The 13,190-nt window shown below is 62.4% G+C and carries 10 protein-coding genes; all 10 read left to right on the top strand.

Features of this window, described 5'->3' with window-relative positions; all coding sequences use genetic code 11:
- Positions 1–4 precede the first annotated feature (4 nt).
- Genes rsmH through U0029_RS02735 form a run of 10 tightly spaced genes read left to right on the top strand, consistent with a single transcriptional unit; the run spans position 5 to position 13,188 of the window.
- Positions 5–1,072: a 16S rRNA (cytosine(1402)-N(4))-methyltransferase RsmH gene (rsmH, locus tag U0029_RS02690; protein ID WP_012418526.1), complete on the top strand. Its 1,068-nt coding sequence runs from the start codon at positions 5–7 to the stop codon at positions 1,070–1,072.
- Positions 1,072–1,347, top strand: a complete 276-nt coding sequence (gene ftsL / locus U0029_RS02695; RefSeq protein WP_012418525.1) for a cell division protein FtsL — start codon at positions 1,072–1,074, stop codon at positions 1,345–1,347. The genes rsmH and ftsL overlap by 1 nt, the downstream gene beginning before the upstream one ends.
- Entirely contained in the window at positions 1,344–3,077 is a 1,734-nt protein-coding gene (locus tag U0029_RS02700; protein WP_114852781.1) for a peptidoglycan D,D-transpeptidase FtsI family protein, read from the top strand. The genes ftsL and U0029_RS02700 overlap by 4 nt, the downstream gene beginning before the upstream one ends.
- Complete coding sequence (murF, locus tag U0029_RS02705) at positions 3,074–5,893, top strand: bifunctional UDP-N-acetylmuramoyl-L-alanyl-D-glutamate--2,6-diaminopimelate ligase MurE/UDP-N-acetylmuramoyl-tripeptide--D-alanyl-D-alanine ligase MurF (protein ID WP_114852780.1); 2,820 nt, start codon at positions 3,074–3,076, stop codon at positions 5,891–5,893. Before U0029_RS02700 ends, murF begins: the two co-directional genes overlap by 4 nt.
- On the top strand, positions 5,883–7,052 hold the full coding sequence (gene mraY / locus U0029_RS02710) for a phospho-N-acetylmuramoyl-pentapeptide-transferase (RefSeq protein ID WP_039051966.1): 1,170 nt from the start codon (positions 5,883–5,885) through the stop codon (positions 7,050–7,052). The genes murF and mraY overlap by 11 nt, the downstream gene beginning before the upstream one ends.
- Entirely contained in the window at positions 7,049–8,575 is a 1,527-nt protein-coding gene (murD, locus tag U0029_RS02715; protein ID WP_114852779.1) for a UDP-N-acetylmuramoyl-L-alanine--D-glutamate ligase, read from the top strand. Before mraY ends, murD begins: the two co-directional genes overlap by 4 nt.
- The gene (gene ftsW / locus U0029_RS02720; RefSeq protein ID WP_012418520.1) at positions 8,572–9,765 is read left to right on the top strand and encodes a putative lipid II flippase FtsW; all 1,194 of its coding nucleotides are present in this window, start codon (positions 8,572–8,574) and stop codon (positions 9,763–9,765) included. The genes murD and ftsW overlap by 4 nt, the downstream gene beginning before the upstream one ends.
- Positions 9,762–10,835, top strand: a complete 1,074-nt coding sequence (murG, locus tag U0029_RS02725; RefSeq protein WP_114852778.1) for an undecaprenyldiphospho-muramoylpentapeptide beta-N-acetylglucosaminyltransferase — start codon at positions 9,762–9,764, stop codon at positions 10,833–10,835. The genes ftsW and murG overlap by 4 nt, the downstream gene beginning before the upstream one ends.
- The gene (murC, locus tag U0029_RS02730) at positions 10,832–12,238 is read left to right on the top strand and encodes a UDP-N-acetylmuramate--L-alanine ligase (RefSeq protein WP_114852777.1); all 1,407 of its coding nucleotides are present in this window, start codon (positions 10,832–10,834) and stop codon (positions 12,236–12,238) included. The genes murG and murC overlap by 4 nt, the downstream gene beginning before the upstream one ends.
- Positions 12,235–13,188, top strand: a complete 954-nt coding sequence (locus U0029_RS02735; RefSeq protein ID WP_012418517.1) for a D-alanine--D-alanine ligase — start codon at positions 12,235–12,237, stop codon at positions 13,186–13,188. The genes murC and U0029_RS02735 overlap by 4 nt, the downstream gene beginning before the upstream one ends.
- The last annotated feature ends 2 nt before the right edge of the window (positions 13,189–13,190 follow it).

Below are 13,190 nucleotides of genomic sequence, written 5' to 3' on the forward strand. Positions count from 1 at the left end.
GACTATGAAATTCGAACACCGGCCCGTTCTACTGGAGCCGACGGTGGACGCCTTGTTGCAAGCCGATTTCGGCGGCAGGGGCGCCTCACGCGCGCGGCCCAGAGATGAGGCCGCAGCCTTGACCCGGCAGGCCACGGGCATTTTTGTCGACGGTACGTTTGGTCGGGGCGGTCATAGCCGCGAGTTGCTCGGCCGTCTGGGTCCTCAAGCCCGCCTGGTTGTGTTCGATAAAGACCCCGAGGCGATTGCCGTGGCTCAGGCATTGGCTGCCGAAGATGCCCGGGTGACAGTGGTTCATGGCGGCTTTGCCACCATGACGGAAGAATTGGCAGCGCGCGGCATCGAGCGCATCGATGGCGTGATGTTGGATCTGGGGGTGTCTTCTCCCCAGATCGATGATGCGGATCGGGGATTCTCGTTCATGCGAGAAGGCCCGCTCGATATGCGTATGGATACGAGCCGTGGTCCCACGGTGGCGGATTGGCTGGCGCAAGCCAGCGTGGAAGAGATGCGGGAGGTAATCGCAGATTATGGCGAAGAACGGTTTGCTTTTCAGGTTGCAAAGGCGATTGCTGCTCGCCGCGCAACACGGCCGCTGCACACCACGCTCGAGCTTGCCGAGTGCGTCGCCAGCGCCGTCCGCACGCGCGAAAAGGGGCAGCATCCGGCCACACGCACCTTTCAGGCTCTACGGATTTACATCAATCGGGAGCTCGAAGAGCTCGCGCGCGCCCTCGCGTCAGCTATAGAGTTGCTTGTCCCAGGGGGGAGGTTGGCGGTGATCAGTTTTCACTCGCTTGAGGACCGGATGGTCAAGCAGTGCATCGCGGCGGCCGCAAGGCCGGCAGCCGCGCATCCGCGGCTGCCTCTGCGTGAGAGCGAATTGCCGCAGCCTATTTTGCAAACGCTGGGCAAAGTGGTTGCGGACGACGCCGAAGTCGCCGGCAACGCCCGTTCGCGCTCTGCCATTCTGCGCGCCGCAGAACGTACTTCGCAGCCCTTGCCCGCAACGGGTGCGGAAGATTTCGTGCCGGCGGTGCCCGGTGCGGCGGAAAAGGGGAGGCGCCGTTAATGGGCCGTGCCTGCCTCGTCGTTGCCGCTTTGCTGATGCTGTCCGCCATTTCTCTGGTGACGAGCAGGTATCAGTCGCGCCAGCTCTATATAGAGTTGGGGCGCGGCCAGGCCGAGGCCCGTGATCTGGACATCAATTGGCGCCGTCTGCAACTGGAGCGCGCGGAGTTGGCCCGCAACGCCAGGGTGGACCGCGCGGCGCGCGATGATCTGAAGATGATTCCCATCTCGCCGGATCGCACCATTTATATGGTGCAGCCTGGGGGCGTGCAATGAAGCGCGTCCCTTTCTTCGACAACCCGGTGCTGCGTGGGCAATTGCCGATGTGGCGCGCCCGGCTGGTTCTGATTCTCCTGTTTGCTGGTCTGGTGGTTCTGGCCGGTCGAGCTTTGTTTCTGCAAGGGCTGTCCAATGAGTTTTTGCAGCAACAGGGTGAGCGCCGCTATGAGCGTACGCTGACCTTGGCGGCCACGCGTGGCAAGATTATGGACCGCAATAATGTGGTGCTGGCGTCCAGCGTACCGGCGCGCGCCATCTGGGCCATCCCTGAAGATGCCAAGGCCGCCACGCCTGATCAAATCAACACGCTGGCCAAGCTGCTCGATACGCCAGCGGCCGAATTGCGCCGCCGCTTGTCGGACGAGGATCGCAACTTCGTTTACCTCAAGCGGCAAGTGCCGATGGATGTGGCTGACAAGATCCGGCAGATGGCCTTGCCGGGCATTCATCAGCAGCCGGAATCACGGCGTTACTACCCCGAGGGTGAGGTAACGGCCCATATCGTCGGCTTTAATAATGTTGAGGACCAGGGCCAGGAAGGGGTCGAGCTGACGTTCAATGAGCAGCTTTCGGGCCGCCCGGGCAGCCGCCGTGTCATCAAGGACCGTCTGGGCCGCGTCATTGAGGATGTGAAGGCGATCACCTTGCCTGTGGATGGCCGCGATCTGCGTCTGTCGATAGATACCCGCTTGCAATACCTGGTCTATAAGGAATTGCAGGCCGCGATAGACAAGCATCAGGCGCGAGCTGCGACGGCCGTGGTGGTGGATGTTAAAACCGGAGAGATTCTGGCGCTGGCCAATCTACCTTCCTACGATCCAAACCATCGCGAGAACTGGAAGATTGCCAATCTGCGCAATCAGGCCATTACCGATACTTTTGAACCCGGCTCCATCATGAAGCCTTTCACGGCCGGGCTTGCGCTGGATCTGGGGCGTATCACGCCGGCCACCACCTTCGATACCGGTAATGGCCGCTTTCAGTATCAAGGCTCGACTATCAGCGATGTGAGCCGCAATGGTGTGCTGGATGTGGCCGGGATTCTGCGCCGCTCCAGCAACATCGGCATGGCCATGATTTCCGAAAAACTGCAGTCACGCGAGATGTGGGATCGGTTCACCGAGCTGGGACTGGGCCAGGCCCCGCAACTGGGTTTTCCCGGCGCTGCGCCGGGACGTCTGCGGCCCTGGGACCGTTGGCGCTTGATCGAGAAAGCCACGATGGCTTACGGCTATGGCCTGTCGGTGTCGCTGTTGCAGGTGGCGCGGGCCTACACGGCTTTTGCACGTGATGGCGATATGGTCTCTTTGACACTGGTCAAGCGCGACAGTGATCCCACCAGCGTGAAGATCTATTCGCCGAAAACGGCGGCGTTGATCCGAGGCATGCTGGAGGCTGCCGCCGGTCCGGACGGCGCCAAGGCGGCCCAGGTTCGCGGCTACCGAGTGGCCGGCAAGAGCGGGACGGCACGCAAGATTGTCGATGGGAAATACAGTTTTCAGCGGTATCGCAGTTCATTCGTGGGGTTCGCGCCTGTCTCCAATTCCAAGATTGTCGTGGCCGTGTCCATTGACGAGCCTCAAGTGGGGGGCTACTACGGTGGCGCGATCGCCGCGCCCGTGTTTTCCAGCATCGTGGGGGGAAGTCTACGTCTGATGGGTGTGCAGCCTGACGCGCCGTTTGAATCCACCATCGTGGCGGGTGTTGATAACGGAGGTCAGCGTTGAGTCCGCATTTTGTTCGTGCATCTGAGGGTAGTGCGCTTCCGGTACTGGAGGTTTTGCGGGCACGTGTGTCCGCGAGCGCGCACCTGAGGCTCGACTCACGCGAGCTGAGTCCTGGCGACGTGTTTATTGCTTGCCGGGGAGTGCAAGGCGATGGCCGTGCTTACATCGGCTCGGCTTTGGATGCGGGCGCCGCCGTGGTGCTTTATGACAGCGATGCGCTGACGCAGAGCGTGGTGGCCGATCCGCGTGTGTTGCCTGTGGCCGGCTTGCGCGGCATGCTGGGCGAGTTGGCCGACGGCTGGTATGGGCAACCCTCTGCCAGTCTCACCGTTCTGGCCGTGACGGGCACCAATGGCAAGACCTCCTGCGTGCAATGGCTTGCGCGGGCATTGACCCGCCTGGGCAAGCCTTGCGGCACGATAGGGACCTTGGGCGGTTTGTTGCCGGATGGCGTCTCGCTGGGCGGCAATCTCACGACGCCCGATGTGATAACCCTGCACCGCTTGATGGCGCAGATGCGCGACGCGGGGGCGCAAGCCGTCGCGATTGAGGCCTCCTCGATCGGTCTGGAGCAGGGCCGCATGGACAGTGTGCGCCTGATTGCTGCCGGCTATACCAATCTGACGCGCGACCATCTCGATTACCACGGGACCATGGAGCAGTACGAAGCGGCGAAAGCCCTGCTGTTCAACTGGCCCGGGCTTCAGGCCGCCGTGATCAATGCCGATGATGCCGCTGGCCGGCGTCTGCTGGCCAAGCTGCCTGTCGGCCTGGCCAGTGCTTATGCCATCGACCATGCCGAGGCCGACGTCCGCGCGCTCGATTTGCAGGCCACGGCTCATGGGCAGGTTTTCACACTGGCGACCCCCGAGGGCCAAGCTCAGGTCGTCACCGGTTTGCTCGGGCATCACAATGTCGCCAATCTGCTGCTGGTGGCGGGTCTGCTGCTCAGGCTGGGTTGGCCCCTGGCTGCCGTGGCCCGCGAGGTCGCTGCCGCCGCGCCGGTAGACGGGCGTTTGCAAGCCGTGGCGCCTGTCGGTTCCGCTCAGGGACCGCTGGTGGTGGTGGATTATGCGCATACGCCGGACGCCCTGGAGCGTGCCTTGCTGGCCTTGCGGCCTGTTGCGCAGGCGCGCAATGGCGCACTGGTCTGCCTGTTTGGCTGCGGCGGCGATCGTGACCCGGGAAAACGGCCCGAAATGGGCCGTATTGCAGGTGAGCTGGCCGACCGTATCATTGTTTCAAGCGACAATCCGCGCAGCGAGGCGCCACAAGCCATCATTGATCAGGTGTTGGCCGGCGTCGGGCCGGACCTTGCCTTGCGCGCCGAGTCCGATCGGGCCCTCGCCATTTTGCATGCGGTCTGGGACAGCCGGCCGGAAGACGTCGTGCTGCTCGCGGGTAAGGGTCATGAGACCTATCAGGAGATCGCCGGTCGCCGCTTGGCTTTCGATGATCGCGAGTGGGCCCGGGCTGCTTTGCTGCTGCCGCATGTCGCAGGGGTTTCGACCGACACACGCAGCGTTGCTGCTGATGAAATTTTCGTGGCGATCAGCGGTGAGAATTTCGATGGTCACCGTTATCTGGCTCAGGCTCAAGCCGCTGGTGCATGTGCTGCGGTCGTCGCCCACCGCGTGAGTGATTCCAGCCTGCCGCAATTGGTGCTGGGCGAGACACGTCACGCCTTGGGGCGTTTGGCCACGGCCTGGCGCGCGCGCTTCAGCCTGCCTGTGATTGCCGTCACGGGCAGCAATGGCAAGACCACCACCAAGGAGATGATCTCCGCCATTCTAGCGGCGTGGCAGGGCGAGGCGCATCGTCTGGCGACTTCCGGCAACTTCAATAACGATATCGGTTTACCCCTGACGCTGCTGCGGCTGCGTGAGGGGCATCGTGCCGCCGTGTTTGAGCTGGGGATGAATCATCCCGGCGAAATCGCTTATTTGGCGCCGATGGCTCAGGCCTCGGTGGCGCTGGTCAACAATGCGCAGCGCGAGCATCAGGAATTCCTGCATGGTGTAGAGGCCGTGGCGCGAGAGAACGGCGCGGCCTTATCCGCTTTGCCCCAAGATGGCGTGGCCGTTTATCCCGGTGACGATGTTTACACCCCTATCTGGGATGAGCTTGCGGGGGCGCGGCGGGTGCTGCGCTTTGGCCTGCAGCCCGGTCTGGATGTGTACGCCCAGAAAATTCGTCTTGATGCTTCGGGTACCTTGTGTCAGGTGGTAACACCGATGGGTGTGGCCGATATCGTTTTACCTGTACCTGGCGAGCATAATTTGCGTAACGCTTTGGCGGCAATTGCCTGCGCATTGGCTGCTGGAGCGCCTTTGGCGAGTGCGGTGCGGGCCCTGGAAGGCTTCTCTGCCGTTAAAGGGCGTATGCAACGCAAAGAAACGAGTAACGGAACAATCCTCATTGATGACACCTACAATGCGAACCCCGACTCGGTGCGCGTTGCCATCGAGGTGCTTGCGCAGTTGCCTGGTCCACGAGTGCTTGTGCTGGGCGACATGGGTGAAGTCGGGGATGAGGGGCCTGCCATGCATCGTGAAGTTGGCGGGTACGCGCGCGATCAGGGGATCGACGCAATGGTCACGCTGGGTGACGCCAGCCGGGCGGCTGCGGCCGAATTCGGTGCAGGCGCGCACGCTTGCGCATCCGTAGACGAAGTCCTTGCCGCTTTGCGCGGCATGAACCCGTTCAGCGTATTGATTAAAGGTTCGCGCTTTATGCGCATGGAGCGGGTAGTGACGGCTTTTTCTGCAAGTGGCGACGAGGCGGCCTCCGGCCAGGAGGACAAGCATGTTGCTTGAAATCGCTCGTTGGCTGTCTGACGATGTGCGCGCGATCGGCGTGCTGGAATACATCACCTTGCGAGCGGTGCTGGCTTGTGCGACAGCTTTGTTGATCGGTTTGGCGGCGGGCCCTAGGGTGATTCGCAAGCTGACCGAAATGAAGATTGGCCAGGCGGTGCGCTCTTATGGTCCCGAGACGCATCTGGTCAAGACGGGCACGCCCACGATGGGCGGTGCGCTTATCCTGATTTCCATTGCGATCAGCACCTTGCTGTGGGCCGATTGGACCAACCGCTTCGTGTGGGTCGTGCTGCTCGTGACCTTCGGGTTTGGTTGGATTGGCTGGATGGATGATTACCGCAAGGTGGTCCATCGCGATCCTGAAGGCATGCCGGCGCGTCAGAAGTTTTTCTGGCAAGCGACGATCGGCCTGGTGGCGGCGGTGTATCTGGCCTTTGCGGTGTCGGCTCCGGCCAACACGGAACTGTGGCCGCTCTTCAAAGCCTGGGTCGTCAGCGGCTTCACCATGCCGCTGCCCACCCGCGCTGACCTTATCGTGCCTTTCTTTAAGTCCGTCAGCTATCCGCTGGGCGTGCTGGGTTTTGTCGCGCTGACCTGGTTCGTCATCGTCGGCACCAGCAATGCGGTCAACCTGACCGATGGATTAGATGGCCTGGCTATCATGCCCACCGTCATGGTGGGCGGAGCATTGGGTATCTTCGCCTATGTGGTGGGTCGCGTCGATTACTCCAAATATTTGCTGTTTCCTTACATTCCGGGCGCCTCCGAACTGATGGTGCTATGCGCCGCGATTGGCGGGGCGGGGCTGGCGTTTTTGTGGTTTAACGCCTATCCGGCGCAGGTCTTCATGGGCGACGTCGGCGCGTTGGCGCTGGGCGGGGCTCTGGGCACCATTGCCGTGATCGTGCGCCAAGAGATCGTGTTGTTCATCATGGGCGGCGTGTTCGTCGTCGAAACGCTGTCAGTGATGCTGCAGGTGACTTGGTTCAAATACACCAAGCGCAAGTACGGACAGGGCAGACGTATCTTCAGGATGGCACCTTTGCACCACCATTTTGAAGTCGGCGGCTGGAAAGAAACACAGGTTGTGGTGCGCTTCTGGATCATCAGCATGATGCTGGTGTTGATTGGCCTTTCGACACTGAAGTTGCGATGAATACCGAACTCACCTCCCGCGCCGATGCGCCGCTCGTTCTGATCCTCGGATTGGGCGAGACGGGAGTGGCCGCTGCGCGCTGGTGCGCCCGCGAGGGCGCCCGCCTTCGCGTGGCCGATACCCGTATGCAGCCGGGTGGCCTGGAGGGTTTGCGAGCGGTCTTGCAAGAGGCCCAGGTGGAGTACCACCTCGGTTGCGGCAGTCATTTTGATCCGGCCTTGCTGGATGGCGTGACGCAGCTGGTCCTGAGCCCTGGTCTCGCGCCGGGGCAGGAGCCGGCCGCCAGCTTGCTGGCCGCAGCCGTCTCCCGCGGTATCGAGGTTCTGGGTGAAGTCGAGCTGTTCGCGCGCGCGCTGGCCAGTCTTGCCGAGGCACGGGCCTATCATCCGCGCCTGCTCGCCGTGACGGGCACCAATGGCAAGACCACGGTTACCGCCCTGACGCGACAACTGATCGAGGCCTGCGGCCTGAGCGCCCGGGCGGCGGGCAATATCAGCCCGGCCGCTCTGGCATCGCTGATGGAGGCGCTGGACCAGGATGCCTTGCCGGATGTCTGGGTTTTGGAGCTTTCCAGCTTCCAGTTGGAAACCACGCACAGCCTGCAGGCCGATGCGGCCGTGGTGCTGAACGTGACGCAGGACCATCTCGATTGGCATGGCGATATGCAGGCCTATGCTCAGGCCAAGGCCCGCTTGCTCAAGATGGCTCGCGTGGCGATCGTCAATCGTGATGACCCGCTGACCCTGGCCATGGTGGCTGATGTCAATGGCCTGAATGTGCGCAGCTTTGGCCGTGATCTGCCGCAGAGAGTGGGCGACATGGGGCTGGAGTTGGGGCAAGGTGTTTCCTGGCTGGTGGCCTGCGAGCCTAGCGATTTCGATGAGCCGGTTGTGCGCCGCAAGAAGGATGCGCCACCGCCGCAGCGTGGTGAGGGCCGCATGAGCCGTTTGATGCCGGTCGATGCTCTGCGTATTCGTGGCGTGCACAATGCCCTTAACGCATTGGCTGCTTTGCAATTGGCGCGTGTGCTGGAGCTGGGTTGGGGCCCCATGTTGCGCGCTTTGCGCGACTACGCGGGCGAGCCGCACCGAGCGGCTTTCGTGCGCAGCATTGGCGGCGTTGACTATATCAATGACAGCAAAGGCACCAACGTTGGCGCCACCGTCGCCGCGCTCGAGGGCCTGGGGCAGACCGTGGTGCTGATTGCAGGAGGCCAGGGCAAGGGACAGGACTTTTCGCCGCTGCGTTCCGCCGTTTCGCGTCATGCCCGTGCCGTCGTGCTGATTGGCGCCGATGGCCCGGCCATCGGGCAGGTGCTCGAATCCACCGGGGTTGCCCTGGTGGTCGCCGCCGATATGCGCGAGGCGGTTCGCCGCGCCGCCGAGATCGCACAAGCGGGAGAGGCCGTGTTGTTGTCACCGGCCTGCGCAAGTCTCGATATGTACCGTAATTATCCGCATCGCGGGCAGGTGTTCGTCGAAGAGGTCGAAGAGCTGGCCCTTGATCGAGGTGAGGTGTTATGAGCCTGTTCGCCGAACTCACCGCCAGTGTCAATGCCGTGCGTCCAGGGCGCACCCGCATGCGCAATAGCGATCTGCCGCTTATCGTAGCCGCATCGACGCTGTTGCTGCTTGGCCTGTTGATGGTGTATTCGGCCTCGATCGGTTTGGCCGATGGGCCACGCTATGCCTCGTATGGGCGCTATTACTTTGTGCTGCGCCATGGCCTGTTCATGTTGGCAGGTCTGGTCGCCGGCGCCGTGGTGCTGACGATACCCATCCGCGTGTGGCAACGCCTTGCCGTGCCGCTGTTCGTGATCGCGCTTATTTTGCTGGTGGCGGTGTTGATTCCCGGCATTGGCCGCGAGGTCAATGGTGCGCACCGCTGGATTCCGCTCGGTCCGCTGAATTTCCAGCCTTCAGAATTGATGAAGCTGGCTGCGCTGCTCTATGCGGCCGATTACACCGTGCGCAAGCAAGAGCATATGCAAGCTTTCGCGCGCGGCTTTCTCCCCATGGCCTGCGCCCTGTGCGGCGTGGGCATGCTGTTGTTGCTGGAGCCCGACCTGGGCGCCTTCATGGTGATCGTGGCAATCGCCATCGGCATCTTGTTCCTGGGGGGTATCAACGGCAAATATTTCAGCAGTCTGCTGGCGGTGCTGATTGGCACCTTCCTGATGTTGATCTGGTTGTCGCCCTGGCGTCGGGCGCGTCTGTTTGCATATCTTGACCCATGGAATGAGCAGAATGCTTATGGCAGTGCCTATCAGCTATCTCATTCGCTGATTGCGCTGGGGCGTGGCGAATGGTTCGGCGTGGGTCTGGGCGCTAGCGTCGAAAAACTGCATTACCTGCCAGAGGCACATACTGACTTTCTCATGGCAGTGGTGGGCGAAGAGCTGGGTTTCGCCGGTGTCATGCTGGTCATCGTGCTGTTCGGCATCATTGTGCAGCGTGGTTTTGATATCGGTCGCCAGGCAATTGCCATGGAGCGCACTTTTGCCGGCCTGGTTGCTCATGGCGTGGCTATGTGGTTTGGCGTGCAGGCCTTCATCAATATGGGCGTCTGCCTGGGCCTTCTGCCCACCAAGGGTTTGACCTTGCCCTTGATGAGCTACGGCGGCTCGGGCATCGTGATGAATCTGTGCGCGCTGGCCATGCTGTTGCGGGTCGATCATGAAAACCGCGTCATGATGCGGGGAGGCCGCGTATGAGCGCGCCCACCATTCTCATCATGGCCGGAGGCACGGGCGGTCACATCATGCCGGGCCTGGCAGTGGCTGAGATTTTGCGCCAACGAGGCTGGCAGGTGCGCTGGCTGGGCAATCCAGACAAGATGGAAGGCAAGCTGGTGCCCGCGCGCGGCATCGAGATGGCCCCCCTGCGTTTTCAGGGCTTGCGCGGCCGTGGCGTGACGGCTTTGTTGAAGTTGCCGCTGCTGTTGACGCGAGCCTTGCTTCAGGCCCGCAAGCATATGGCAGAGATCCAGCCGGATGTCGTGCTGGGTATGGGGGGCTATGTTGCTTTCCCCGGCGGCGTGGTCGCGGCGCTGCGCCGCACGCCGTTGGTCGTGCACGAACAGAATGCCGTGGCCGGTACGGCCAACCGCTGGCTGGCACGTATGGCGAAAAACGTCCTCACGGGCTTTCCGGCCGTCTTGCCCGGTGCCGACAACGTGGGTAATCCCGTGCGGGCAGATCTATGCGATCTAAGCAGCCCGGCGCAACGCTATGCCGACAGGCAGGGGCCTTTGCGCCTGCTGGTGGTGGGCGGCTCGCTTGGGGCGCAGGCTTTGAATACCGTCGTGCCGCAGGCGCTCGGGAATATTCCTCCGGCGCAACGACCTATCGTGATGCATCAGGCGGGCGCGCAGCATCTGCAAACGTTGCAGGCGGACTATGCAAAAGCTGGTGTGCAGGCCGAGTGCGTTGCCTTCATCGAAGACATGGCGAGTGCATTGGCGAATGCTGACGTACTGATTTGCCGCGCGGGCGCCATGACGGTGGCCGAGGTGGCTGCGGCAGGCGTGGCCGCACTGTTTGTGCCCTTGCCTCATGCAATTGACGATCACCAAACGGCCAATGCGCGCTATCTGAGTGATGCGCAGGCCGCCTGGCTGCAACCCCAGCATGTTTTGACCGCGCAGTGGCTGGCCGATTGGCTGACTCAGCGCGACCGTACCGAACTTCAAGCTGTCGCCGAACGGGCGCGCGCGCATGCGCGGCCGGACGCGGCGGCGCATATCGCCGACGTCTGCGTAGCGGCAGCGAGGCGTCAATCATGAAACATCGCATTCAACATATTCATTTTGTCGGCGTGGGCGGCTCAGGCATGAGCGGCATCGCCGAGGTGTTGCTCAATCTGGGCTACACCGTCAGCGGCTCCGATCTGAGCGAGTCGACCGTTACGCGCCGTCTGGCCGATCTGGGTCTGAAGGTGTCGATCGGCCATGCGGCCGAGAATGTGGCGGACGCTGATGCGATCGTCACCTCCACGGCCGTGGCCGGTGACAACCCGGAGGTGATCGCTGCCCGTCTGGCGCGGATTCCTGTGGTGCCGCGCGCCGTCATGCTGGCTGAACTCATGCGCCTCAAGCGCGGTATTGCTGTGGCGGGTACGCATGGCAAGACGACGACGACCAGCCTGGTCGCCAGCGTGCTGGCCGCAGGTGGCCTGGACCCGACCTTCGTGATCGGTGGCCGCCTGAACTCGGCGGGTGCCAATGCACAATTGGGGCAGGGTGAATTCATTGTGGTCGAGGCAGATGAGTCGGATGCTTCTTTCCTGAATCTGCTGCCGGTGATGGCCATCATCACCAATATCGACGCCGACCATATGGATACCTATGGGCACGATGTGGCGCGTCTCAAGAGCGCCTTCATCGAGTTCACCCAGCGTCTGCCCTTTTATGGCAGCGCAGTGTTGTGCGCCGACGATGCCAATGTGCGCGAAATCATGCCCTTTGTGTCGCGGCCGATCACGACTTATGGCCTGAGCCCCGACGCGCAGGTCCGCGCTGAAAACGTACAGGCCGATGGAACGCGCATGCGTTTTTCCGTGCGCCGCCAAGGCCGCGAGCAGGATCTGCCCACGCTCGAGGTCGAACTGAACCTGCCGGGCTTGCACAATGTGCGCAATGCTCTGGCTGCGATCGCCGTGGCTTCCGAACTGGGTGTCGCCGATGCCGCCATTTGCCAGGCGCTGGCGGGCTTCAAAGGCGTGGGCCGCCGCTTTACGCAATGGGGCGAGTTTCCGGTGGCCGAGGCGCAGGGCGGCGGCAGGTATTCCGTCATCGATGATTATGGCCATCATCCGGTCGAAATGGCCGCCACGCTGGCTGCGGCCCGCGGCGCCTGGCCGGACCGGCGTATTGTGCTGGCCTTCCAGCCGCATCGTTACACGCGCACGCGGGACTGCTTTGAAGATTTCGTGCGCGTGCTGGGTACGGCAGATGCCGTGCTGCTGACCGAGGTTTATGCGGCCGGCGAGGCGCCGCTGGTGGCTGCCGATGGGCGGGCCCTTGCGCGCGCGTTGCGCGTGGCCGGAAAAGTTGAGCCTTTGTTTGTAGAAGATGTAGCCGAGCTGCCGCAGGCAGTGCGGGATTTCATGCGTGATGGCGATGTATTGATCCTGATGGGCGCCGGGTCCATCAGCAAGGTTCCGTCGCAACTGGGAGAACATGCATGACACAGCGTTTTGGAAAAGTTGGCGTGCTGTATGGCGGACGTTCTGCCGAGCGCGAGGTTTCGCTCATGTCCGGGGCCGGTGTGCACGAGGCATTGCGCAGCGCAGGCGTTGACGCGCATCTGTTCGATACTGGTTTGCAGGATCTCACGGCGCTGGAAGCCGCCGGCTTCGAGCGGGTGTTCATCGCCCTGCATGGCCGCTTTGGCGAAGATGGTGCGATTCAGGGCGCGCTGGAACTGTTGAACATTCCCTATACCGGAAGCGGCGTGACGGCTTCGGCGCTGGCGATGGACAAGATCATGACCAAGCGGGTGTGGCTGCAGCATGGCCTGCCTACCCCCGCATTTGAGGAAATTGACTCGGACACGGAACTGCGGCGGGTGCCTGACCGTCTGGGGCTTCCGCTGATTCTCAAGCCGCCGCACGAAGGTTCGACCGTGGGTATCACCAAAGTGGCGGCTTGCGCCGACATGGAGCAGGCTTATGCGGCGGCCTCGCACTTTGATGAAGTCGTGCTGGCCGAACAGTTTGTTCGCGGCCGGGAGCTGACCGTCGCCTTACTGGGTTCGGGCCGTAATGCGCGTGCGCTGCCTGTGATCGAGATCGTGGCGCCGGATGGCAACTACGACTATCAGAACAAGTATTTCACAGACGTGACCCAGTATTTTTGCCCGGCGGACTTGCCTGTGGGCGTGGCCGAGCAAATCGAGAAGATTGCCGTTCAGGCCTATCGCGCATTGGGCTGCGAAGGCTGGGGGCGTGCGGATTTTATTCTGGATGGGCAAAACCAGCCCTGGTTGCTGGAGATGAATACTTCTCCCGGTATGACCAGCCATTCGCTGGTGCCCATGGCCGCGCGCGCGGTCGGCATGAGCTATGCCGAGCTGTGTGTCGCGATTCTGGCGGATGCCTCTTGTAAGCTGCGCGCACCGGCGCGCGCCAATGGATAGGA

This window comes from Bordetella avium, from assembly GCF_034424645.1.
GTDB classification, from domain to species: domain Bacteria; phylum Pseudomonadota; class Gammaproteobacteria; order Burkholderiales; family Burkholderiaceae_B; genus Bordetella; species Bordetella avium.

Coding starts and splice junctions, on each gene's coding strand:
- rsmH (WP_012418526.1), top strand. CDS start 5: ATGAAATTCGAACACCGGCCCGTTCTACTGGAGCCGACGGTGGACGCC.
- U0029_RS02700 (WP_114852781.1), top strand. CDS start 1,344: ATGAAGCGCGTCCCTTTCTTCGACAACCCGGTGCTGCGTGGGCAATTG.
- ftsW (WP_012418520.1), top strand. CDS start 8,572: ATGAGCCTGTTCGCCGAACTCACCGCCAGTGTCAATGCCGTGCGTCCA.
- U0029_RS02735 (WP_012418517.1), top strand. CDS start 12,235: ATGACACAGCGTTTTGGAAAAGTTGGCGTGCTGTATGGCGGACGTTCT.
- murC (WP_114852777.1), top strand. CDS start 10,832: ATGAAACATCGCATTCAACATATTCATTTTGTCGGCGTGGGCGGCTCA.
- murG (WP_114852778.1), top strand. CDS start 9,762: ATGAGCGCGCCCACCATTCTCATCATGGCCGGAGGCACGGGCGGTCAC.
- ftsL (WP_012418525.1), top strand. CDS start 1,072: ATGGGCCGTGCCTGCCTCGTCGTTGCCGCTTTGCTGATGCTGTCCGCC.
- mraY (WP_039051966.1), top strand. CDS start 5,883: ATGTTGCTTGAAATCGCTCGTTGGCTGTCTGACGATGTGCGCGCGATC.
- murD (WP_114852779.1), top strand. CDS start 7,049: ATGAATACCGAACTCACCTCCCGCGCCGATGCGCCGCTCGTTCTGATC.